This is a genomic window from Neorhizobium puerariae, from assembly GCF_042429745.1.
In the GTDB taxonomy this organism is placed as follows: domain Bacteria; phylum Pseudomonadota; class Alphaproteobacteria; order Rhizobiales; family Rhizobiaceae; genus Neorhizobium; species Neorhizobium puerariae.
In genome coordinates this window covers 210246-231909 of sequence record NZ_JBHMAA010000032.1, presented here as the reverse complement: position 1 = coordinate 231909, position 21664 = coordinate 210246, and the positions used below count along the sequence as shown (strand labels likewise).

Genomic DNA, 21664 nt, shown 5'->3' with positions numbered 1-21664 from the left:
GGGGCCGATGACGTCATCCCAGGCGCCGTTGGCGGCGGGCAGCATCGCCATGCAGGCCGCGAAAGTCCTATCGACCCGGTGCGGCCCGATCGAGCTTATCGAACGCGGGGAGGGGCAGGTCCTGGTGTCGCTGCATGGTGGCCTGGGTGGTTGCGACCAGTCCTGGCTTCTTGCGCGGGCGCTGTTCCCCGACCTTGCGTCATGGCGGGTGCTGGCACTGTCCCGGCCCGGATATCTCGGCACGCCGCTTGCTGTCGGCGAAACGCCGCAAGCCCAGGCGGATGCCTATGCGGCTCTGCTCGATACGCTCCGGATCGACAAGGCGGTGATGGCGGCGGTTTCGGCAGGCGGTCCGTCGGCACTGCAGTTCGCCCTGCGGCATCCCGACCGATGCAAGGCGGTGATCCTTGTTTCGGCCGCGACCGGCATGCTGGACATTCCGGTTCGCGTGCTTCGACGTCTCCGGATGGTGATGTTGCTGGTCAGGATTCCGGGCATGCAGGCGTGGTTGAGGCGCAGGGCTCTGGGCGATCAAAGAGGCACGGCGGCACGTTCGATCAGTGATCCCGCCGTGCTGGAGCGGACGCTTGCCCATCCGGAGGCGGGGCCGCTTTTCCTCGCCTTGCAGGAGAGCGCGATGACAAGGACGGCGGAGCGCCTGCCGGGGACCGCCAACGATACCCGGCTGCTCCAGACATTGCCGGGTTTGCCTCTGGACAGGCTGAACGTGCCGGTTCTCGTGCTGCATGGCACGGATGATCCGGTAGTGCCGTTCAGCCACGCGGAGCAGGTTTCGAAACATGCCCCGCATGCAAGGGTTTGCGCCATTCCGGGCGGCGAGCATGTCGTGCTGTTCACGCATCTCCGGGATGTCCGGGACATGGTCTCGTCTTTCTTCGCCGAAACCGTGCCGTCCTGACCCCGGATCGGCCTAGATCTGGACCGTGCCCCGAATGCAGGTGGTGACGCCGCCGCCTACCCAGATGTCGTCGCCATCCTGGCGGACATGGACGCGCCCGGCGCGCCCGAGCACAGTCCCCTGGCTTGCGACATAGGTTACCGGTGCGATGCCGCTCCCGATCAGCCATTGCGCCAGCCCGGCGTTCAGGCTGCCGGTAACCGGATCTTCGAAGCCCGCCGCTGTGAAGGCACGCACTTCGAAATCGGCGTCGGTGTCGTCCTGCGTCCGGTCCACCGGAGCGACGACGCCCACGCGGAGGCCTGCGAGAATGGAAAAGTCGGGCTGCAACGCCAGGAGTTCGGTTCGGGAGCCGAGCAGCACGCCCGTCCAGCCGGGTCCGTTGTCGACCCATTCCGCCTTCATCGGCGCGTTTTCACTGAGACCGAGACCCCTGGCGATCCGCAGCATGGTGATGGCGTCGAGTGGTCCGCTTTGCCGGAGAGGCGGCGCTGCAAAAGCAAGGTTCGTACCTTCGCGCCGGATGCGTACGAGGCCCGCGCCGCATTCCTGAACGATGTCTCTATCAGGAGACTTTCCGGAATGCGCCAGCCAGACATGACAACTGCCGAGCGTCGGGTGACCGGCGAAGGACAGCTCCTGCTTCGGGGTGAATATCCTGACCCGGTAATGAGCCCCTGGATCTCGTGGAGCGAGCAGGAAAGTCGTTTCGCTGAGATTGGTCCAGTTGGCGAAAGCCTGCATCTGCGCGTCCGTCAGGGAATCTGCGCCAACGACGACCGCCAGCGGGTTGCCGCGCATCGGCTGGCTCGAAAACACGTCAACCTGCTGGAAGGGAAATGTGGGCATGGTTTCAAACCGATCGGAAGGAAAAGACCGCAAAGAAAGACGGCAGCCACAAGGCTGCCGTCGCATCGTCACTATGTAGCCCTGCGGCTTACAGCACCAGCCGGAACTTGGCGAAACCGTTCTCGCCGTCGCCGGCATCCTCGATCTTGGCGCCCTTGACTGCGGATGCGAACTGGCGGGCCTTGGGACCGGTCTGGAAGATCGCCGTTGCGCCCGGCACCGGCTTGAACGACCAGTTGGCGTCCGCGGACGGGTTGATGGTGCCTTGTTCGACGATATAGCGCACGATGACGTCGCGGTTGGTGTCCGGGGCCACGAAGATCACCTTGTCGCCTGCGATTTCCGGGAACTTGCCGCCGCCGCCGGCGCGATAATTGTTGGTCGCGACCACGAACTTCTGGGCTGGGTCGATCGGCTTGCCGTCGAACTTGAGGTCGACGATGCGGTTGGCATCCGGGTTCACCAGCTTGCCGTCCTTGTCGAACCGCGTTGGCTGCGACAGGTCGATCTGATAGGTGACGCCATCGATCACGTCGTAGTTGTAGGAGGGGAAGCTGTCGTTGAGCAACGGCGCGTCCTTTGCTCCGGCGGGTACCTGGTTGAACATGCCGGCCGACATCTCCAGCCAGTTCTTGACCTGCTCCCCGGTAATCAGCACCGCCTGGACGGTGTTCGGATAGAGATAGAGATCGGCGACATTCTTGATGGCGATGTCGCCTGCCGGCACGTCGGTGAAATATTCTGCGCCGCCGCGCCCGCCGGCCTTGAAGGGGGCCGCGGCCGAAAGCACCGGAAGATCCTTGTACGGGCCTTCCTTGAGCATGTCCTTGATGTACCAGGTCTGCGCGTTGGAAACGATCTGGATGGAGGGATCGTCGGCGACAAGGGCGAAATAGGAATAGAGCGGCGCAGACGTCTTGCCAACCGGGCGGCGCACATAGGCAAGCGTCGCCTCGTGCTCCTCCTTGACCGCGGCGGTGACCTCCGGCTTGTCCTTGAAATCGGCGACGACTTTCTTCGCTTCGTCCCGGTGGTAGATCGGCCGCGCCTCCGACGTGGAGTCCACGATCTTCCAGCTCTTTCCGTCCTTTTCGACGAGCAGGTCGATAAGGCCCATATGCGAGCCCCAAAAGCCGCCCATGACGGCGGGCTTGCCCATCAGCGTGCCCTTCTTGGCGTCGGCGCCCGCAATGCCTTCGAAGTCCTTCGGCCCCGGGAAGACGAGATGCTGGTGCCCGGTGAAGATGGCGTCGATGCCCTCGACGCCGGCCAGATAAAGCGAAGCGTTCTCCATCCGCTCGCTTGAGCCGGAACCGTCGATGCCGGAATGGGACAGGGCGATGACGATATCGGCACCTTCTTCCTTCATGGCCGGCACCCACGCCTTTGCCGCGTCGACGATATCGCGGGTCTGTGCCTTGCCTTCGAGGTTCTTGGCGTCCCAGACCATGATCTGCGGCGGCACGAAGCCGATGAACCCGACCTTGATCGGGCTCGTTGCGCCCGAACCGTCACGGATCTGCTTCTCGACGATGACGTATGGCTTCAGGAAAAGCTCGTCCTTCTTCGGATCGGAGGCAAGCTGGCCCTTGGTCAGGTTGGCGCAGACATAGGGGAAGCCCGCGCCGGCCAGGACCTTGAACATGAAATCCAGGCCGTAGTTGAATTCGTGGTTGCCCAGCGTGCCGGCATCGTAGCCGAGCACGTTCATCGCCTTGACGACTGGGTGCCTGTCGCCCTCCTTCATGCCACGCTCGTAGGCGATGTAGTCGCCCATCGGGTTGCCCTGCAGGAAGTCGCCGTTGTCGATCAGCATGGAGTTGCCGGCCTCCGCACGGATCGCATCGATGATCGAGGCGGTGCGGGCCAGGCCCAGCGTGTCGTTCGGCTTGTCGGCATAGTAGTCGTAGGGGAAGACATGGACGTGGATGTCGGTCGTTTCCATGATCCGCAAATGTGCCTGATTGGCCTGTGCGCGGGCGGCGAACGGATGCAGCACCACGAGCGCCGAGGACGCCGCGATGCCGCCGAGAAGCGAGCGGCGGGTCATGGATTGAAAGCCGGTTGGAAACGACATGGTTATCTCCCTCTCTGGTCTTTGGCCAGGGTCAGCTTAGCGCAATTGCACAAGCTTGCATCAGTAAAATGACAGGCGGAAACCGTTCCACATGCAAGTTGAAATAATCTCGCATAAGGGGAATATTGATATATTATTCAATCTGTGATTTAATCCACGGGGAATATTATGGGAGGGGTTGAGATGTTCAAGATTGCATTGGTCGGAGGGTTCGGTGGCGTCGCCCCGAGCCTGGTGGACAAGGCGCAGGCTTTCGCGAGCGGTGAAATCGAGCGGTGGCTGGTTTCCGCGCCCAATCCCTTGATTTCCGTTCTTTGCGCCTCCGTCGCGGTTGCCGTCTATTTCGGGATAGGGGCCGCCATCGCCGTCATCTACAAGGAGCAGGAGTTGCAGAAAGCGCTGCTGCTGGGAATAGGTGCGCCGGCGCTGATCATGGCGGCCACGCAGGGAGATGCGCAGGCCCCGAAACCGATCGAGGTCGGCTGGGGGCTCATCGGCAGCCTTGTCGGAACCGCTTATGCCCAGGGGGTGACGAACGAACTTCCCGGCCAGTTCGAATTGAAGGTGGATTCCTCCTGGAGCAAGGGAGAGTGCCCCACCTGTGGCGTGACGTTCCTGGGCCGGGATGGCAAGGTGCTTTCCGCTCAGCCCTTGTCGCCCGAGGAGCAGACAACGGCCATCGCCGTTCCGAAGGAGGCCGCAACCATCGTCCTCTCCGGGGCCAATACCAATGCCGCATCGATCGACGTGAAGGATCTCGAGGTGGGCGCGGCGCCGAAATCGGGTCCCGTGACCCTCGGCGTGGATGTCAACCGAAGCTATTGGAACGACCTGACGCGCTCATTCGGCGCCAGGTCCGTCAAGCCCTATGACTTCAGGGTGCAGATCGAGAGATGATCGCTACGGGATTACCGCTCCCGTGTGAGCGTGGTCTTCACATCCTTGTGGAAGAAGCGGAAATAGGATGACACCTGCGCGGAGGCGTTTGAATTCGGCCTGAACTGGATGCCGAGACGACCGCTGCGGCGCCATTTGACCGTGCCTTCTAGAACGCCGAGTTCGTCGCTCTCGATCTTGACCGTGCTCCCGTTCGCGGCGTGGAAAGGGCCGGTAATGTCAAGCGCCATGCCGGTGGCGGAGAGATCCACGATACGGCCCTGGGCTGCCTGGCTGTAGTATTTCACCGTGCCGAGGACGCGAGTTTTCCGGCGCGGGGTGCTGCGGATCTTCATCCCGATGGTCTTGCTCAGCATGACACCTCCAAATGGTTGTTCCCTGTGCCCGCTTGATAACAGGCACAGGTTTCAGCCCGTTTAGAGCGATCTTTAAAAGTCGACCAATTCCCGCCGCCGCGCGAGAAGATTCGAAACGGTTTGGCGGCCTCTTCGGAGGACATCGCAGGCCTGATACGGACCTGTCCGTCCCGGTGCTGCGTGAGGCCACCGTTGCTGTTCCGGTTGGGCTGGTTATTCCCAGGGGAACTCCGACCGCGAGAATATACTGCCGCCTGTGTCGTTGCAGCAGGCGCAATCCTCGAGGGCATTTAATGAGCCGGCATGTCACAACCCGACATTGATATTCGGGCGATCGATGATTTCGCGAAGTGCAAAGCTGGAATTGATCTTCACCACATGCGGCAGGGCCGAAAGCCAGTCGCGGTGGATGCGTTCGTAGTCTTCCAGGTCCTTGGCCGCGATACGCAGGATATAGTCGTATTCGCCGGACATCAGGTAGCAGACGAGCACGTTGGGACAGAGTTTGACCGCCGCCTCGAATTCGGCGAGCGTCTTGGCGAACTGGCCCGACAGCGAGATGTGGACGATCACGATCATCTTGTAGTCGAGCGCCTTGTTGGAAAGGCGGGCATGATAGCCGCTGATCGTGCCGCTCTTCTCCAGGATGTCGAGGCGGCGCGAACAGGCCGAGGGTGACAGGCCCGCGCGCTCCGCAAGCTCGGCATTGGAGATGCGGCCGTTCTCCTGAAGCGTCCGCATGATCGCAAGATCGATGGCATCCAGGCTGCTCATTCGAAGTTCCTTCGAAAAATTCTCTCCAGATGCAATAATCGACGAAAAACGGGTTCCCCGCAATTCGTCTTCGCAAGGACATTCCACGGATTCTCTGGTTAGCTGGATGGTGGGAACTGTAACAGGCGAAAGCCGACGGACAAGGAGGAGCGCTGCATGCGTGTCGGGTGCCCGAAGGAAATCAAGAATCATGAATATCGTGTGGGCCTGACGCCCGGTGCGGTGCGCGAATACGTGGCGCACGGCCACGAGGTCCTGATCGAAACCAAGGCGGGCGCGGGCATCGGCGCGGACGATGCCGCCTATATGGCCGCAGGCGCCAGGATCGTCGGCACCGCCAAGGAAATCTTCGAAAAGTCCGACATGGTCGTGAAGGTCAAGGAACCGCAGCCGGCCGAATGGGCCGAGCTTCGGGAGGGGCAGCTTCTTTATACCTATCTCCATCTCGCACCCGATCCGGAGCAGACCAGGGGCCTGCTCGCCTCCGGCGTAACCGCCGTCGCGTATGAGACGGTAACCGACGAGCGCGGCGGCTTGCCGCTGTTGGCTCCCATGTCCGAAGTCGCCGGCCGGCTGGCGATCCAGGCAGGCGCCACCGCATTGCAGAAGGCCAATGGCGGTCGCGGCATCCTGCTCGGCGGTGTGCCGGGCGTCCTGCCGGCCAAGGTCGCGGTGATCGGTGGCGGCGTCGTCGGCCTGCACGCAGCAAGGATGGCGGCGGGCCTTGGCGCGGATGTCACCATTATCGACCGCTCTCTGCCGCGGCTCCGCCAGCTCGACGACATTTTCAACGGCCGCGTCCACACGCGCTATTCGACGATCGACGCCGTGGAAGAGGAAGTCTTCTCCGCCGATCTCGTCATCGGCGCCGTGCTGATCCCGGGGGCTGCCGCACCGAAGCTGGTCAGCCGCGAGATGCTGTCCGGCATGAAGCAGGGCGCGGTCATGGTCGATGTCGCGATCGACCAGGGAGGGTGCTTCGAGACCTCGCATGCCACCACGCACTCCGACCCGACCTACGAGGTCGACGGCATCGTGCATTACTGCGTGGCGAACATGCCTGGCGCCGTGCCGATCACGTCCGCGCAGGCGCTGAACAATGCGACCCTTCATCATGGCTTGGCACTTGCCGACCGTGGCTTGCGCGCGATTGCAGAGGACAAGCATCTGCGCAATGGCCTGAATGTCCACAAGGGCAGGGTGACCAGCAGGCCGGTCGCCGAAGCGCTGGGTTACGAGGCATTCGCGCCGGAAAGCCTGCTGAACGTGGCGTAAGGCGCCTTGCGTCCTGCTATGGCGTAGGGCGCCTGCCGTGTCGTCCGCTCGCTCTGATACGCCGGTTGCCTTGCATCCGGCGTTTTTCTGCGTTCAAAACCAATCCGATATGATTTAGATATATCGAACAACTTGACGCAAGCCGCATTCGGGCTATCTTTAGATATATCGAAAGGCAGTCTGAAGGAGACAGGATATGTTTGGACACAGGTTTGATGGACGCCATGGCTGCCGCGAACGCGGTGGTCGCCAGAAGTTTGAGGAAATGTTTGCCGCGCGGGGCGGCCCGTTCGGCGGCGGCTTCGGGCGTGGTTTCGGCGGCCGGGGTGGCCCGGGTGGCCGCGGTTTCGGTGATGAAGGCGATGGCCGGATCGGCCGTTTCCTGATGCAGGGCGACCTGCGTCTCGTCGTGCTTGCGCTGATCGAGAAGGAGCCGCGCCACGGCTACGAGATCATCAAGCACATCGAGGATCTGACCTACGGCTTCTATGCGCCGAGCCCGGGCGTGATCTACCCGACGCTGACCTATCTCGAAGAGGCGGGCTACGTGGTGGCGGAAGCCGACGGCAACAAGAAGCGTTATGGGATCACCGACGAGGGGCGCAAGTTCCTCGACGAGAACCGCAGCTTTGCCGCGACCATCCTCGATCGGCTTTCACAGGTCGCCGAGCGGATCAGGGAGCGCCAGGAGCGTCACGAACGTGGCCGTGATTCCGGCCCCGTGCTGCCGCGTAGCGTCGATGCCGCCATGCTGAATTTGCGGGAAGTGATCGCCCGCAAGATCGAGGAAGACGAAAGGAAGGGCGGCGAGTTCGTCAAGCTCCTGCTCGACCTTGCCGACCGCATCGAGCGCGGCGATGACGCCCGGGGCAGCGAAAGCCAGAACTGAACCCTTGATGATGGCGCGCCCCTTCCGAAGGGCGGCGCGCCTTCGTTGTCAAATCGCCAGTCCCGCATCCGCGAATGCGGCTTCGTCGCCCTTGTCGATGCGGCACTGGTAGCAGTTGTTGCGCGCCGAGCGGACATGCACGTAGGCGATCTCGTCGCGGGCAAGCAGTTCCCCGGCGCGGGAGGCGATCTTTTCGGTCGGCGTCACCGCGCCGCTGCCATAAACGATCCGGTCGTCATGACCGTAACCCCGGACGATGTAATCGGGACTGGAGAGGATGGGCGGCAGGATTTCCGTCGCGCGATAACGTTCGCACGGTTGCCTGTGCAGGAAGATCGGCCCAGTTTCCGCATAGGGCTGCAGCTTGGGGAAAGGGCGATAGGCGAGGATGAACATTTCTTCGCCGGCCCCGATATTCCTCAGGCAATGGCGGCAGGGGTGGCCGGGGCCATCCGAAACCGTTGTCTCCGGCGGGCGACCATAGGCGTCGGCGCCGCCGTTCCACAAATGTGCTGCGGTTTCGGCAGGCATGGCGGTGAAGGCGATCGTCATGGAACTCTCCTGTTTTTGTCGTACAGGAATGCGCCTGCCGGGGACGCGCCGCCACCCGATACCTGCGTCAAACAGGCCTGCGACTGGAAAGAGCGTGAAAAATCTCGAATTGGGCGGCCCAGAGGGCAAGGTAAGCGCCGAACTCGATGATTTCCTCGATATTCTGCGATGTGTTTCCGTCGAACGGAAGCTTGATTCCCATGTGGCCCTCGGCGATGCTGGAAAGCAGCATGCCGACGGCGACGAGGCCGAGGGACACCCATGGTGCGGTGCCTTCGCGGGCGAGTTCGAGGCCAAGTTCCGCCAGCCTCTTGATGACGATGATTGCGACGCTGAAAGCGATCAGGACAAGCACCGCGGGAGTGATGAAGGGTTTGTAGGGCAGTTGGCCCACCGAATAGGCCGGACCATGCGCCGACATCGCGGTCGGCGGCAGGAAGGTCGCGCCGAAGCTGAATTCCCGCGCGACCAGCACGAACCAGAGCGGGATGCCGGCAAGCCAGAGCCACTTCGAACGGTCGTCCGACCGGCGGTAGAACCGCACCGCATGGATCAGCCCGAAGATCAGGATGGCGGCCTGAATGTTCTCGACAGGGCCGTTCTCCCAACCCCACCAGCCGGGCAGGGCGATACCCAGCGGAGTGCCGAGAATGATGATCAGGAGCGACAGGATTTTGAGAAGTCCGGCGGCCGCAGGGCGCCGATCGGAAAAACTGTTCATTATGTGACGCTTTTATGACGGCTCGCCGGAGAGGGCAAGCCGCGCGTCGCACCGTTCAATTGTTCTTGATCAGCGCCAGCAATTCCGTGTCCGTCATGGGCTGGATCAGGGCCTCGTAGGTCGAAACCGGCGAGAAGCCCATCATCTGGTAGAGCTGCAGCGCCCGCGGATGGTCCAGCGTGTTGGTCGTGACGGTGACCTTTGCCGGATTGTTCTGCCAGGCGGCATAGAGCGCCTGGAGCAGGAACCATTTTCCGATGCCGAGCCCGATCGCACGTTCGAAGAGCCCGAAATAGGAGAGCTCGACGATTTCCTCATTCTCCTGCCGGAGTTCGAAGAAACCAGCCGGAGCGCCGTTGACGTAGAGCACGGTGACGGACGCCTGCGGGCTGTGGATCGCCGCAGCCAGCTCCTCGTCGCTCATCCGGAGCCGCTTGTACCAGTGCCAGCGCTTGCCCACCTGCCGGTAAAGATAGCGGTAGTAATGGAGCGGAATGTCAGGCGCGCGAATGATCGCCGTCTGGATGTTGACCGGCACCGGCAGGCTAGCCTTGGGCGGTGCGGTCATTTCCAGCTGGGTGACATGGGCCGTGAGCGGAGCGGGCTTCCTGGCCATGGGCGTCAGGCCGCGCTGGGCGACGGCGGGCCGGTGACGACCGGCGTATCCTGACGGTTGCCCCATTCGGTCCACGAGCCGTCATAAAGCGCGTTGTCCTCATGGCCGAGGGACTCGAGTGCCAGGGTGATGATCGCGGCGGTGATGCCCGAACCGCAGCTCGTCACCACAGGCTGCCCGAAGTCGATCCCGGCATCTTCTATGGCTTTCCGCAGTTCCGGCAGCGACTTCAGCTTGCCGTTTACGGAGAATGTGCCGGAGGGAAGGCTGCGAGCGCCGGGCATATGGCCTGAGCGCATGCCGGCGCGGGGTTCCGGCTCCGTGCCGGCAAAGCGTCCGGCCGACCGGGCATCGGCGATCTGCCGCGAACCGTCTCCGACGATGGACAGCATCGTCTGGAAGTCGATCACCTTGTCCACCCGGAAATCTGTCTTGAAGGTGCTGGGCGTGGAGGAAGGCAATGCCGTCTCCAGGGGACGTCCCTCGGCCTTCCATCCGTCGAGCCCGCCATCGAGCACGAAGACCTGTTTGGCGCCCATGATGCGGAACAGCCACCACGCGCGGGGCGCGGAGAAGATGCCAGGCCCGTCATAGATGACGATGCGATCCTTTTCGCTGATGCCCATCCGGCCGGTCGCTTCCGCAAAGACCTCGGGCGACGGGACCATGTGTGGCAGACCGGTGGAATGGTCGGCGACCTTGTCGTGATCGAAGCGGATGGCGCCGGGAATATGCCCGGCAGCATATTCCGCATCGGCATTGCGGTTCTGTGCCGGCAGGTAGAACGACGCGTCGAGAATTCTGAGATCCGGGCTGCCGAGTTCCTTGTGAAGCCACTCGGACGAAACGACGAAACGGCTGGTTTCGCTCATGATATGTCTCCCTTGGGCCCATGGGGCTCCGGACGGTTAGGATTTGTCGCTCAGACCTCTGCGCCGGGCTCGCCGAACCTGATGCGGAAACGGCGGTTCTCCTTGCCCTTCTTCTCGATCTTGGCGATATGAATCGCTCCGACCTCCTGCGTTTCGGAGACATGTGTGCCGCCGCAGGGCTGGCTGTCAACGCTGGAATTTTCCCCGATGCAGACGAGGCTGACGCGCCCGAGCCCGAGCGGCGGGCGGACGTTCTTCGATTTGACGATTCCCGGATTGGCGATCAGTTCCTCGTCGGTGATCCACTGGACATAGGCGGGGTGGTTCTGGTGGACGAGCTCCATCAGCTTCGCCGTCACCTCGTCCTTGTCGATCGTCTCGCTCATGTCGAAATCGACGCGCGATTCCTCTTCTCCGACGGCTGCGCCCGTGATGGGGTAGGGGCACACGACCGAAAGCAGATGGCAGGCGGTGTGCATGCGCATCAGCCGGTAGCGCCGCTGCCAGTCGATGTGCAGCACCAGCTTTTCGCCGACAAGCGGCTGTTGCTCGCCCTCAAGCGGCACATGGATGACGATATCCTTGGTGGCGCCGTGCCTGGTCTGGCCGAGTGCTATCTTCGTGCCATCGGCGCGCTCGAGGAAACCGGTATCGCCGGGCTGCCCGCCGGACGTGGCATAGAAGCAGGTGCGGTCCAGCTCTATGCCGCCGTCTTCGTGAAGCGCCGTCACCACCGCTTCGGCCGTCGAAAGGTAGAAGTCGTCGCGGTAAAGGGTTTCAACGGGCATGGATCACTCGAATCCCGAATATCAGGCAGTCTGGAAGGGGACGGGAATGTTCGGCTTTCGCGTCAGCCAGGCGGGAATCGGCAGGCCCTTCGACTTCAGGAAGTCCGGATTGAAGAGCTTCGACTGATAGCGGTTGCCGTAGTCGCAGAGGATCGTCACGATCGTGTGCCCGGGACCGAGGTCCCTGGCGAGCCGGATCGCACCGGCGACGTTGATGCCGGTGGAACCGCCGAGGCAGAGGCCCTCGTTCTCGACGAGGTCGAAAATGACCGGCAACGCTTCCGCATCCGTGACGCGATAGGCGAAATCTGGCGTGAAGCCTTCGAGATTGGCGGTGACGCGGCCCTGGCCGATGCCTTCGGTGATCGAGGAGCCCTCGGCCTTCAGCTCGCCATGGGCGTAATAATCGTAGAGCGCCGCACCCTCCGGATCGGCGATGCCGATCTTGATGTTCGGGTTTCTGGCCTTCAGTCCCATGGCAACGCCGGCGAGCGTACCGCCCGAGCCGACGGAGCAGATGAAGCCATCGACCTTGCCTTCGGTCTGTTCCCAGATTTCAGGTGCTGTAGTCTGGATATGGGCTTCCCGGTTGGCGACGTTGTCGAACTGGTTTGCCCAGATCGCGCCGGCAGGGTCCGTCCTGGCAAGCTCTTCGGCCAGGCGCCCGGAAATCTTCACGTAGTTGTTCGGGTTCTTGTAGGGAACGGCGGGAACTTCGACCAGCTCGGCGCCAAGCAGCTTCAGCGCGTCCTTCTTCTCCTGGCTCTGCGTTTCCGGGATGACGATGACCGTCCGGTAGCCGAGCGCCTTGGCGACCAGCGTGAGCCCGATGCCGGTATTGCCGGCCGTGCCTTCGACGATCACGCCGCCCGGACGCAGAAGGCCCTTCTTTTCCGCATCGCGGATGATGTAGAGCGCGGCGCGGTCCTTGACCGACTGGCCTGGGTTCAGGAACTCCGCCTTGCCGAGGATTTCGCAGCCGGTCGCTTCCGAGGCGCCCTTGAGCCGGATAAGGGGCGTATTGCCGATCACGCTGAGGACGGAGGAGTGAGAGGTCATCGCGGCACCTTGTTGTTCCCTGGAGATTTAAGACGGGTCTTTTCCGCGCACAAGCACCCGAGGGCAAGAAATTCTGTTTCCGTTCGGGTTGGGGCCCGGTAAAATTCATCTCCCTGCGGGCCGCCTGGCCGAGGCGATGGAGGACGGTAAAGAGGTTTCGCGGCCGGCTCTTCGGCCGGTGCGCAGATCACGGAAACCCGCCCGTTATTATATCGGAAATAGTAATATCAACTTCCTGCCGCGCATGGCGCGAATGTTGTTGAAGCAAATACTGATCCATGCCATTCGTGAATTTGTCGTGCGGTGCTTAAATACCGCTCGCGAAACTGGCCACGGACATGCTGCTGAACCTTGAAAGGTTGGATCTTCTGATCGCGCATTACGTTGCCGGTTCCCTTCCGGAGCCGGCTCATGTCCTTGTTGGGGCTCATCTGGAGATGCAGGCCACGGCCTTGCGGTTTGCCGATACCCTTGACGAACTGGCCGGCGCCGCCTTGCGGCGCAGCGACCCGGTTGCAATGTCCTCCCGCGACTTGCAGTTGACGACGATCCTGAACTCGGCTCCCTTGCCGGCGGCGCCCCGGATGGACGCGGAAAAGCGCTTTCCCTCATCGATGCAGGCCTATACGGGAAGCAGCCTCGCGGACATTCCCTGGAAAACGAAGCTGCCCGGATTTCGCCAGTACGTCATCGAAAAGGTGCCGGATGTCGAAGCGAGTCTTCTGTGGGTGCGGGCGGGCAGGGCGCTGCCCCATCACGGTCATCGCGGCCTCGAACTGACCCTGGTTCTGGAAGGGGAATTCCACGATCACCGCGGCAATTTCAGCCGCGGGGATGTCTCGATTGCCGACGAAATGCTGGAACATCGGCCGGTTGCGGGAAAGCAGGGGCCGTGCATCTGTTTTTCCGTTCTTTTCGCGCCGATCACGCTTTCCGGCTCTCGATTGAGGCTGGTCGCGGATATTCTCGGCATCTGAAGCGGAAAAGAAAAAGGCCGGCGATGCCGGCCAGCTTTTCCTTCGTATTCTCAGTTCAAATGAAGCTGTGCTTCGCTCACGGCCTGTTCGAACTGCTGGCGCGCTTCTTCCGGCGACCTCCGTCCGTCGAGCGCGGCGCGGCAGGCGCTGCGTGCCTTGACGAAATGAGGCCCGCGCATATCGGGCCAGCGGTCGGTCAACAAGGCCAGTGCTTCGAACGGCCCGTTGATGACTTCGGTCCCAAGATGTCCAAACGCAACACGAACAGGTTTCTGCCAGCTAGTCTGCATGTCTTTCGCCTCCTCCCTGAGTACCCAACCCGTAGAAACAATTTAGATGAAGTTTGGTTCCGCGAGAATGAGAAAAATTTGCAATCATGGACGATTGCGGCGACGCCCCTGGCATGTCGTCCATCTGTTATTCTCAGGCGCGGGATTTTGGGGAATACTTGCGAAATGAAGGGAATAGGATGTCGGACCGATTTCTGATCAAGGGACCGAATGAGGCGCGTTTCACCATACTGCTTGCACATGGCGCCGGTGCTCGGATGGATTCCGCCTCGATGACGGCGTCGGCCGAAGCGCTGTCGGAGAAAGGGTTCCGCGTAGCGCGCTTCGAATTCGCCTACATGGCGGCCCGGCGTATGTCGGGGGACCGCAAACCGCCGCCGCGAGCGGAGACCCTCAATCCGGAATACAAGGCGGCCATCGCCGAATTTCACGCGAAAGGCCCGCTGATCATCGGCGGGAAGTCCATGGGCGGAAGGGTCGCGAGCATGGTCGCCGATGAACTTCATGCGGAGGGCAGGATCGCGGGCCTCCTGTGCCTCGGTTATCCATTCCACCCGCCGGGCAAGCCCGACCAACTCCGCACGCAGCACCTGAAGGAACTGAAGACGCCCGCCCTGATCTGCCAGGGAACGCGTGACGAGTTCGGCGCCCGGGATGAGGTACCCGGCTATCATTTGTCCGAAACGATCGAAATCCTCTGGCTGGAGGATGGCGACCACGATCTGAAGCCGCGCAGGAAGATCTCCGGCTTCTCCACGGCCGATCACCTCGCCGCCATGGCGGAAGCGGTATTCGCCTGGGCTGGAGGATTGGAAGTCTAGCGGGGAGGTCATTGCGCCTTCCTGGAATCTGGAGCGCCTGCAGGAGGCATGAGTACCAATGTCTCCGAAAGGAGACGTGCGGGCGTCGCGGAGCCGGGCAGCCATTATTTCCCTTACGAACTATTTGGTACAAATAATGGATATGATAAAGGTTGCGATGTTGGACATGCGACTTCGGACACGCCGGCGCCTTCATGTCTCCGAGCCGTTCCGGGGGAATGGAGGAATGCATGAAGACGTCGATCGCGCGACCGTATCGATCAGCGGGGAGTTGCCCGAGAAGCTTGAGGCGATAGCGAAGGCGGGGTTCGAGGGGGTGGAGATATTCGAAAACGATTTCTGGCCTTCGACGGCAGTCCGGCAGATGTGGGCAGGATGGTGCGCGATTTCGGACTGGAGATCACTCTGTTCCAGCCCTTCCGAGATTTCGAAGGCATGCCCGAACCCCTGCGGACATGCACTTTCGACCGCGCCGAACGCAAGTTTGATGTCATGCAGGAACTCGGTACCGATCTTCTGCTGGTCTGCTCGAATGTCTCGCCGGTATCGCTCGGTGGTATCGACCGGGCGGCTGCGGATTTCCATGAGCTCGGCGAACGGGCCGCCAGACGAGGTCTGAGGATCGGTTATGAGGCGCTTGCCTGGGGGCGCCACATCAACGACCATCGCGACGCGTGGGAGATCGTGCGCCGTGCCGGCCATTCGAATATCGGGCTCATCCTCGCTAGTTTCCACACGCTGTCGCGCAAGCGCGCAAGATCGACATCAACTCGATCCGTTCCATCCCCAGGGACAAGATCTTCATCGTCCAGCTTGCCGATGCCCCGCTGATCGACATGGACCTGCTTTACTGGAGCCGGCATTTCCGCAACATGCCGGGCGAGGGGGACCTTCCCGTGACGGATTTCACGGCCGCGGTCGCCGAGACCGGTTATGACGGCTATTTTTCGCTGGAGATCTTCAACGACCAGTTCCGCAGCGGCTCGACCCGGTCGATTGCCGCGGACGGTCACCGCTCGCTGATCTACCTGGGCGATCGGGTGCGCCGCATACCCGATGCGACGGGATTGACCGTAGCCGCCATGCCGGACCGGGCCGAGGTCAGGGGCGTCGGCTTCGTGGAGTTCTCCGCCGATGAAAAGGAGGCGGCCGATCTCGTCGGCATCCTGAGGGCGCTGGGTTTTGCGAAGGTGGCGTCGCATCGCGCGAAGAAGGTCGATCTGTTCCGTCAGGGGGATATCCGCCTTCTCGTCAACACCGAGGGGAAGGGGTTCCCAATGCCTCCTTTGCCATGCACGGCACCTCGGCCTATGCGATGGCGCTGGTCGTCGATGATGCCCGGGCTGCGCTCGCGCGTGCCGTGGCGCTGGACGCCGAGCCGTTCAGCCAGCCGGTCGGCCCCGGCGAAGTGGAGATACCGGCAATCCGTGGCGTCGGCGGCGGGCTGGTTTATCTCATCGACGATCAAAGCGAGCTCGGCAGGTTTTCCGAGATCGATTTCATGCCCATCGAGGACGATGCCGCGGTGATGCCGGCGCATCTCCTGCATGTGGATCACATCGCCCAGACCGTCGGTTATGACGAGATGCTGACCTAGCTTCTGTTCTATACCTCGATCTTCGGCATGCGGAAAACGCCGATGGTCGACATCATCGATCCCGCCGGCGTTGTGCGCAGCCAGGTGGTGGAGAATGGTTCCGGATCGCTGCGGATCACGCTCAACGGCGCCGAACCGTCGGACGCTGGCCGGGCACTTCATCGCGGAAAAGTTCGGCTCAGGCGTCCAGCATCTCGCATTTCACACGGACGACATCTTTGCGACGGCGGCGGCGCTCCGCCGGAACGGTTTCCGGCCGTTGCAGATATCGCCGAACTACTATGGCGACGTGGAGGCGCGCTTCGGCCTCGATCCGGACCTGACGGAGCGGCTGAAGGCCGACAACATCCTCTACGATCGCGACGAACACGGCGAATATTTCCAGCTCTACAGCATGACCTACGGAGAAGGCTTCTTCTTCGAGATCGTCGAAAGGCGAGGATATCGCGGTTATGGCGCCCCCAACGCGATCTTCCGTATCGCGGCGCTCAAGAAAGCCCTGAGACCGGACGGCATACCAAGGATCTGACGGCAACCGCGTTTGTCGCCTGAACTGCAACTGGCCATGTCACGCCATATCCATAGCGTTCCTCCGACGAGCGAGGCCCCATCGCGAGGGCCGTTTCGCCATGCCCGTCCACCGTCCGGGAGGCTTTCCGCTGCTGCCTGCTCTTGATGTGTGATTTTCATAGCTATTGACGTGATTTTAACCTCGTCTACTATATCTAGTGTTCGAGGTGCTTCCGATTCGTAAGGATGGGGAGCTAAGAGGGAATACGGTGCGTGGCCTTCATGAGGAAGGCTGCAAGTCCGGAGCTGCCCCCGCAACTGTAGGCGGAGAGCATACGTCCGATAAAGCCACTGGGCCGGAAGGCTTCGGGAAGGCGAGGGGCGGATGCGACGACCCGCGAGCCAGGAGACCTGCCTCGAGCAGAACGTCCACGGGCGGGGTGTCCGGATGGCGAACGGCGGTTTGCGGGATGAAACCTGTGGGCGCCGTTTTCCCGAATACCCCGCAGAGCCACTTCGGGGTGAAGTCCATGTTGAACAGTACTGATCCGTAAGGCGTGACGGACGCTCTGCGTCCGGCTGCCGGTTACGGCTGCGTCCATTCCAGTTTCATTGCCCGGGCATCGGCGGATGCCCGAACGATGTTGCATGCTTTTTCGAAACACGAGGAACACAATGAACATTACCGTCTACAGCAAGCCTGCCTGCGTCCAGTGCACCGCGACCACCCGCGCGCTCGATCGCCAGGGGATCGATTACACCGTCATCGACGTGTCCGCTGACGCCGCGGCTTACGAGCTCGTCCGGAGGCTCGGATATCGCCAGGTCCCGGTCGTCGTGGCGGGAGAGCGGCACTGGGCCGGCTTCCGGCCCGACATGATCGGCAGTCTCGTCTGATACGTCCCAGCCATGGGCGATATCGTCTATTTCTCCAGCCGGTCGGAGAACACGCGGCGTTTCGTGGAGAGGCTGGACATGCCGGCGCTGCGCCTGCCGATGGACGGCAGCGCGATTCCGCCTTCGGTACGGCAGCCTTATGTGCTCATCGTGCCGACCTATGGCGGCGGAGGCACGAAAGGGGCGGTGCCGAAACCGGTGATCCATTTCCTGAATGATGCCGGCAACCGCAATCTGCTTCGTGGCGTCATCGCAGCGGGCAACACCAATTTCGGCGCGGCTTTCGCGCTTGCCGGAGACATCATCTCCGCCAGGTGCGCCGTGCCCTTCCTCTATCGTTTCGAGCTTCTTGGAACGGTCGAGGACGTCGCTAACGTCAGACATGGATTGGAACGATTTTGGACACGCTTACGCTAGACAGGCCGGCGAAGGCCGCGGAACCCGCGCTGGATTACCACGCGCTGAACGCCATGCTGAACCTCTACGACGAGCAGGGCCGAATCCAGCTCGACAAGGACCGGCTGGCCGCACGTCAATATTTCCTCCAGCACGTCAACCAGAATACGGTCTTCTTCCATAACCTTCGGGAAAAGCTCGATTACCTGGTGACCGAAGGCTATTACGAGCAGGAGGTTCTGGACCAGTATTCCTTCAATTTCGTCCGCGATCTCTTCGATCAGGCCTATGCCAGGAAATTCCGTTTCCCCACCTTCCTGGGAGCCTTCAAATACTACACCAGCTACACGCTGAAGACCTTCGACGGAAAACGCTATCTGGAGCGTTATGAGGACCGCGTCTGCATGGTGGCGCTGACGCTGGCGCGCGGCGACGAGGAGCTTGCCCGCGGTCTCGTGGAGGAAATCATTTCCGGCCGCTTCCAGCCGGCGACCCCGACTTTTCTCAATGCCGGCAAGAAGCAGCGGGGCGAACTCGTCTCCTGCTTCCTGCTGCGCGTCGAGGACAACATGGAGTCGATCGGCCGCTCGATCAACTCGGCCCTGCAGCTATCGAAGCGGGGCGGCGGCGTTGCGCTGTCGCTCACCAACATCCGCGAGGCTGGTGCGCCGATCAAGCAGATCGAGAACCAGTCCTCCGGCATCATTCCGATCATGAAGCTCCTGGAAGATTCGTTCTCCTACGCCAACCAGCTCGGCGCACGGCAAGGGGCGGGCGCGGTCTACCTGCATGCACACCACCCCGACATCATGCGTTTCCTCGATACGAAACGTGAGAATGCCGACGAGAAGATCAGGATCAAGACGCTCTCGCTCGGGGTCGTCATCCCGGACATTACTTTCGAACTCGCCAGGAACAACGAGGACATGTACCTGTTCTCGCCCCATGACGTGGAGCGCGTCTACGGGATGCCCTTCACCGAGATTTCGGTGACGGAGAAATATCGCGAGATGGTCGAGGATGCCCGCATCCGCAAAAGAAAGATCAAGGCGCGCGAGTTCTTCCAGATCATCGCCGAGATCCAGTTCGAGAGCGGCTATCCCTACCTCATGTTCGAGGACACGGTGAACCGGGTCAATCCGGTTGCGGGGCGCATCACCATGAGCAATCTCTGCTCGGAGATCCTGCAGGTGAGCGAGGCAAGCACGTTTAACGACGACCTGTCATACGAACATATGGGCAAGGATATCTCCTGCAATCTCGGCTCGCTGAACATTGCGGCGGCGATGGATTCCTCCGATTTCGGCAAGACGATCGAGACGGCGATCCGGGCGTTGACCGCAGTCTCCGACATGAGCCATATCGCCTCGGTTCCATCGATCGAGAAGGGCAATGACGAAAGCCACGCGATCGGCCTCGGGCAGATGAACCTGCATGGCTATCTCGCCCGCGAACGCATCTTCTACGGCTCGCAAGAGGGCATCGATTTCACCGACATCTACTTCTATACGGTGACGTATCACGCGCTGCGCGCCTCGAACCTTCTGGCGGCCGAGCGAGGTACGAGCTTCAGGGGGTTCGAGAATTCGAAATACGCATCCGGCGAGTATTTCGACAAATACACAGAGGCCGAATGGAAACCGGCGACGGAGAAGGTCGCCGGGCTGTTCGAGACGGCCGGCATCCACATCCCGACGCGGGAGGACTGGCTGGCGCTGAAACAGGCGGTCATGACCTCCGGTCTTTATAACCAGAACCTCCAGGCGGTGCCGCCGACCGGCTCGATCTCCTATATCAACCACTCCACCTCCTCGATCCATCCGATCGTTTCGAAGATCGAGATTCGCAAGGAGGGCAAGATCGGCCGCGTCTATTATCCGGCCGCCTTCATGACCGGCGACAATCTCGAATATTATCAGGACGCCTACGAGATCGGTCCGGAAAAGATCATCGACACCTACGCTGCGGCCACCCGGCATGTCGATCAGGGCCTGTCGCTGACGCTGTTCTTCCGCGACACGGCGACGACGCGCGACATCAACCGGGCGCAGATTTACGCCTGGAGGAAGGGCATCAAGACCATCTACTACATCCGGCTGCGCCAGATGGCGCTGTCCGGCACCGAGGTGCAGGGCTGCGTGTCTTGTACGCTCTGACCTGATTTCAGCCGCGGGCCTTCGAGCGCGTGGCCCCCTCATTCGCCTGCCGGCACCTTCTTCCCGATGGGAAGAAGACAGATGCGGCATGCGCGGCGTCCTCCTCTCTCCTTCGGGAGAGGGCAGGGTGAGGGGGCTCCGGGCACCATCACAATTTGTCGAGGAAATCCATCAATGAACGTCGCCATCAGGCCGATCTCACGCATCCGAGCCATCAACTGGAACCGCATCGAGGACGACAAGGACCTCGAAGTCTGGAACCGCCTCACAGGAAACTTCTGGCTGCCGGAAAAGGTGCCGCTGTCGAACGACATCCCCTCCTGGGCGACGCTGAAGCCCGAGGAGCAGCAACTCACCATCCGGGTCTTCACGGGCCTGACCCTGCTCGACACGATCCAGAACGGGGTCGGCGCCGTGCGGTTGATGGAGGATGCGGCCACGCAGCACGAGGAGGCCGTGCTCTCCAATGTCGCCTTCATGGAGGCGGTGCATGCGCGCTCCTATTCATCGATCTTCTCGACGCTCTGCCTGACGCCGGATGTCGACGATGCCTATCGCTGGTCGGAGGAGAACGAATTCCTGCAGCGCAAATCCGCGCTGATCATGGAGCAGTATGCATCCGGTGATGCGCTGAAGAAAAAGGTCGCCAGCGTCTTCCTCGAAAGCTTCCTGTTCTATTCCGGCTTCTATCTGCCGATGTACTGGTCGAGCCGCGCCAAGCTGACCAACACTGCCGATCTCATCCGCCTCATCATCCGTGACGAGGCGGTGCACGGCTATTACATCGGCTATAAATTCCAGCGCGAGCTTGAGCGGCTGGGCGAGGAAAGGCGGCAGGAGATCAAGGATTTCGCCTTCGACCTGCTGCTCGAACTCTACGACAACGAGGCAAAGTACACGGAAGACCTTTATGACGGCGTCGGACTGACCGAGGACGTCAAGAAATTCCTGCATTACAACGCCAACAAGGCGTTGATGAACCTTGGCTATGAGGCACTGTTCCCGTCCGAAGCCTGCAAGGTCAATCCCGCGATCCTTTCGGCGCTCTCGCCGAATGCCGACGAGAACCACGACTTCTTCTCCGGGTCAGGATCGTCCTATGTCATCGGCAAGGCGGTGGCGACCGAGGACGAGGACTGGAATTTCTGACGACTGCGTGTATCGTTGGGTCCCGGCGCTGCTGTTGCCGCGCTTTTTGTCGATCTTTCCGTGCCCATTGACAGGCGCCTGGAAAGTCGACAGTTTCGTACCATTCCGAGGGGAGCATCGTACGATGCTGAGATGGCGGTGAGCCGGACCCTTGAACCTGATCCGGGTTATGCCGGCGTAGGAACGGAAATGGCGTCGCCGACGATACTTTCTCTTCTCCGCTTCAC

The 21664-nt window shown here is 61.6% G+C and carries 21 protein-coding genes, 1 pseudogene and 2 riboswitches; of the genes and pseudogenes, 11 read left to right on the top strand and 11 right to left on the bottom strand.

Annotated features, from left to right (window positions below):
- Positions 1–7 precede the first annotated feature (7 nt).
- On the top strand, positions 8–919 hold the full coding sequence (locus ACFFP0_RS25590; RefSeq protein WP_377265045.1) for an alpha/beta fold hydrolase: 912 nt from the start codon (positions 8–10) through the stop codon (positions 917–919).
- Positions 920–931: 12 nt separating this feature from the next.
- Here the strand turns inward: ACFFP0_RS25590 and ACFFP0_RS25585 are convergent, their stop codons facing one another.
- Positions 932–1768 (bottom strand): PhzF family protein, encoded by an 837-nt coding sequence (locus ACFFP0_RS25585; protein ID WP_377265044.1) that lies wholly within the window; start codon positions 1766–1768, stop codon positions 932–934.
- Positions 1769–1856: 88 nt separating this feature from the next.
- Positions 1857–3845, bottom strand: coding sequence for a bifunctional 2',3'-cyclic-nucleotide 2'-phosphodiesterase/3'-nucleotidase (locus tag ACFFP0_RS25580; protein WP_377265043.1), 1989 nt, complete (start codon positions 3843–3845; stop codon positions 1857–1859).
- Between the two features lie 183 nt (positions 3846–4028).
- On the opposite strand from ACFFP0_RS25580, the gene ACFFP0_RS25575 reads away from it, so the two are divergent.
- Positions 4029–4742: a hypothetical protein gene (locus ACFFP0_RS25575; protein WP_377265042.1), complete on the top strand. Its 714-nt coding sequence runs from the start codon at positions 4029–4031 to the stop codon at positions 4740–4742.
- Positions 4743–4753: 11 nt separating this feature from the next.
- On the opposite strand, the gene ACFFP0_RS25570 is transcribed toward ACFFP0_RS25575, so the two are convergent.
- Together ACFFP0_RS25570 and ACFFP0_RS25565 are read right to left on the bottom strand one after the other, a co-directional pair.
- Positions 4754–5098 (bottom strand): PilZ domain-containing protein, encoded by a 345-nt coding sequence (locus tag ACFFP0_RS25570; RefSeq protein WP_377265041.1) that lies wholly within the window; start codon positions 5096–5098, stop codon positions 4754–4756.
- 306 nt (positions 5099–5404) lie between these two features.
- Positions 5405–5872 (bottom strand): Lrp/AsnC family transcriptional regulator, encoded by a 468-nt coding sequence (locus ACFFP0_RS25565; protein ID WP_377265040.1) that lies wholly within the window; start codon positions 5870–5872, stop codon positions 5405–5407.
- 156 nt (positions 5873–6028) lie between these two features.
- On the opposite strand from ACFFP0_RS25565, the gene ald reads away from it, so the two are divergent.
- Positions 6029–7147 (top strand): alanine dehydrogenase, encoded by a 1119-nt coding sequence (ald, locus tag ACFFP0_RS25560; RefSeq protein WP_377265039.1) that lies wholly within the window; start codon positions 6029–6031, stop codon positions 7145–7147.
- 196 nt (positions 7148–7343) lie between these two features.
- Positions 7344–8036, top strand: coding sequence for a PadR family transcriptional regulator (locus ACFFP0_RS25555; RefSeq protein WP_377265038.1), 693 nt, complete (start codon positions 7344–7346; stop codon positions 8034–8036).
- A gap of 48 nt (positions 8037–8084) precedes the next feature.
- Here ACFFP0_RS25555 and ACFFP0_RS25550 read toward each other — a convergent pair whose 3' ends face one another.
- From ACFFP0_RS25550 to ACFFP0_RS25525, 6 genes are all read right to left on the bottom strand, one after another.
- Positions 8085–8588, bottom strand: coding sequence for a DUF1203 domain-containing protein (locus ACFFP0_RS25550; RefSeq protein ID WP_377265037.1), 504 nt, complete (start codon positions 8586–8588; stop codon positions 8085–8087).
- A gap of 67 nt (positions 8589–8655) precedes the next feature.
- Positions 8656–9309: a hypothetical protein gene (locus tag ACFFP0_RS25545; protein ID WP_377265036.1), complete on the bottom strand. Its 654-nt coding sequence runs from the start codon at positions 9307–9309 to the stop codon at positions 8656–8658.
- Between the two features lie 55 nt (positions 9310–9364).
- Positions 9365–9925 (bottom strand): GNAT family N-acetyltransferase, encoded by a 561-nt coding sequence (locus tag ACFFP0_RS25540; protein ID WP_377265035.1) that lies wholly within the window; start codon positions 9923–9925, stop codon positions 9365–9367.
- A 5-nt stretch (positions 9926–9930) separates the two neighbouring features.
- Positions 9931–10797, bottom strand: coding sequence for a 3-mercaptopyruvate sulfurtransferase (sseA, locus tag ACFFP0_RS25535; RefSeq protein ID WP_377265034.1), 867 nt, complete (start codon positions 10795–10797; stop codon positions 9931–9933).
- Positions 10798–10847: 50 nt separating this feature from the next.
- Entirely contained in the window at positions 10848–11585 is a 738-nt protein-coding gene (locus ACFFP0_RS25530; RefSeq protein WP_377265033.1) for an alanyl-tRNA editing protein, read from the bottom strand.
- Between the two features lie 21 nt (positions 11586–11606).
- Positions 11607–12644, bottom strand: coding sequence for a cysteine synthase A (locus ACFFP0_RS25525; protein WP_377265032.1), 1038 nt, complete (start codon positions 12642–12644; stop codon positions 11607–11609).
- Between the two features lie 338 nt (positions 12645–12982).
- On the opposite strand from ACFFP0_RS25525, the gene ACFFP0_RS25520 reads away from it, so the two are divergent.
- Positions 12983–13621: a ChrR family anti-sigma-E factor gene (locus tag ACFFP0_RS25520; RefSeq protein ID WP_377265031.1), complete on the top strand. Its 639-nt coding sequence runs from the start codon at positions 12983–12985 to the stop codon at positions 13619–13621.
- A gap of 50 nt (positions 13622–13671) precedes the next feature.
- Here the strand turns inward: ACFFP0_RS25520 and ACFFP0_RS25515 are convergent, their stop codons facing one another.
- Positions 13672–13911 carry a DUF982 domain-containing protein gene (locus ACFFP0_RS25515; RefSeq protein ID WP_377265030.1) on the bottom strand — a complete coding sequence of 80 codons (240 nt, stop codon included), beginning with the start codon at positions 13909–13911 and terminating at the stop codon, positions 13672–13674.
- 179 nt (positions 13912–14090) lie between these two features.
- On the opposite strand from ACFFP0_RS25515, the gene ACFFP0_RS25510 reads away from it, so the two are divergent.
- From ACFFP0_RS25510 to nrdF, 6 genes and pseudogenes are all read left to right on the top strand, one after another.
- The gene (locus ACFFP0_RS25510) at positions 14091–14732 is read left to right on the top strand and encodes an alpha/beta hydrolase family protein (protein WP_377265029.1); all 642 of its coding nucleotides are present in this window, start codon (positions 14091–14093) and stop codon (positions 14730–14732) included.
- Between the two features lie 230 nt (positions 14733–14962).
- Positions 14963–16858, top strand: a pseudogene (locus ACFFP0_RS25505) (bifunctional sugar phosphate isomerase/epimerase/4-hydroxyphenylpyruvate dioxygenase family protein).
- Between the two features lie 189 nt (positions 16859–17047).
- Positions 17048–17272, top strand: a riboswitch (cobalamin riboswitch).
- 242 nt (positions 17273–17514) lie between these two features.
- On the top strand, positions 17515–17736 hold the full coding sequence (nrdH, locus tag ACFFP0_RS25500) for a glutaredoxin-like protein NrdH (protein WP_377265028.1): 222 nt from the start codon (positions 17515–17517) through the stop codon (positions 17734–17736).
- Between the two features lie 12 nt (positions 17737–17748).
- Positions 17749–18153: a class Ib ribonucleoside-diphosphate reductase assembly flavoprotein NrdI gene (nrdI, locus tag ACFFP0_RS25495; protein WP_377265027.1), complete on the top strand. Its 405-nt coding sequence runs from the start codon at positions 17749–17751 to the stop codon at positions 18151–18153.
- Entirely contained in the window at positions 18135–20288 is a 2154-nt protein-coding gene (gene nrdE, locus ACFFP0_RS25490; protein WP_377265026.1) for a class 1b ribonucleoside-diphosphate reductase subunit alpha, read from the top strand. The genes nrdI and nrdE overlap by 19 nt, the downstream gene beginning before the upstream one ends.
- 174 nt (positions 20289–20462) lie before the next feature.
- Complete coding sequence (gene nrdF / locus ACFFP0_RS25485) at positions 20463–21437, top strand: class 1b ribonucleoside-diphosphate reductase subunit beta (RefSeq protein ID WP_377265025.1); 975 nt, start codon at positions 20463–20465, stop codon at positions 21435–21437.
- A 98-nt stretch (positions 21438–21535) separates the two neighbouring features.
- A riboswitch (TPP riboswitch) is annotated at positions 21536–21638 on the top strand.
- Positions 21639–21664: the final 26 nt, after the last annotated feature.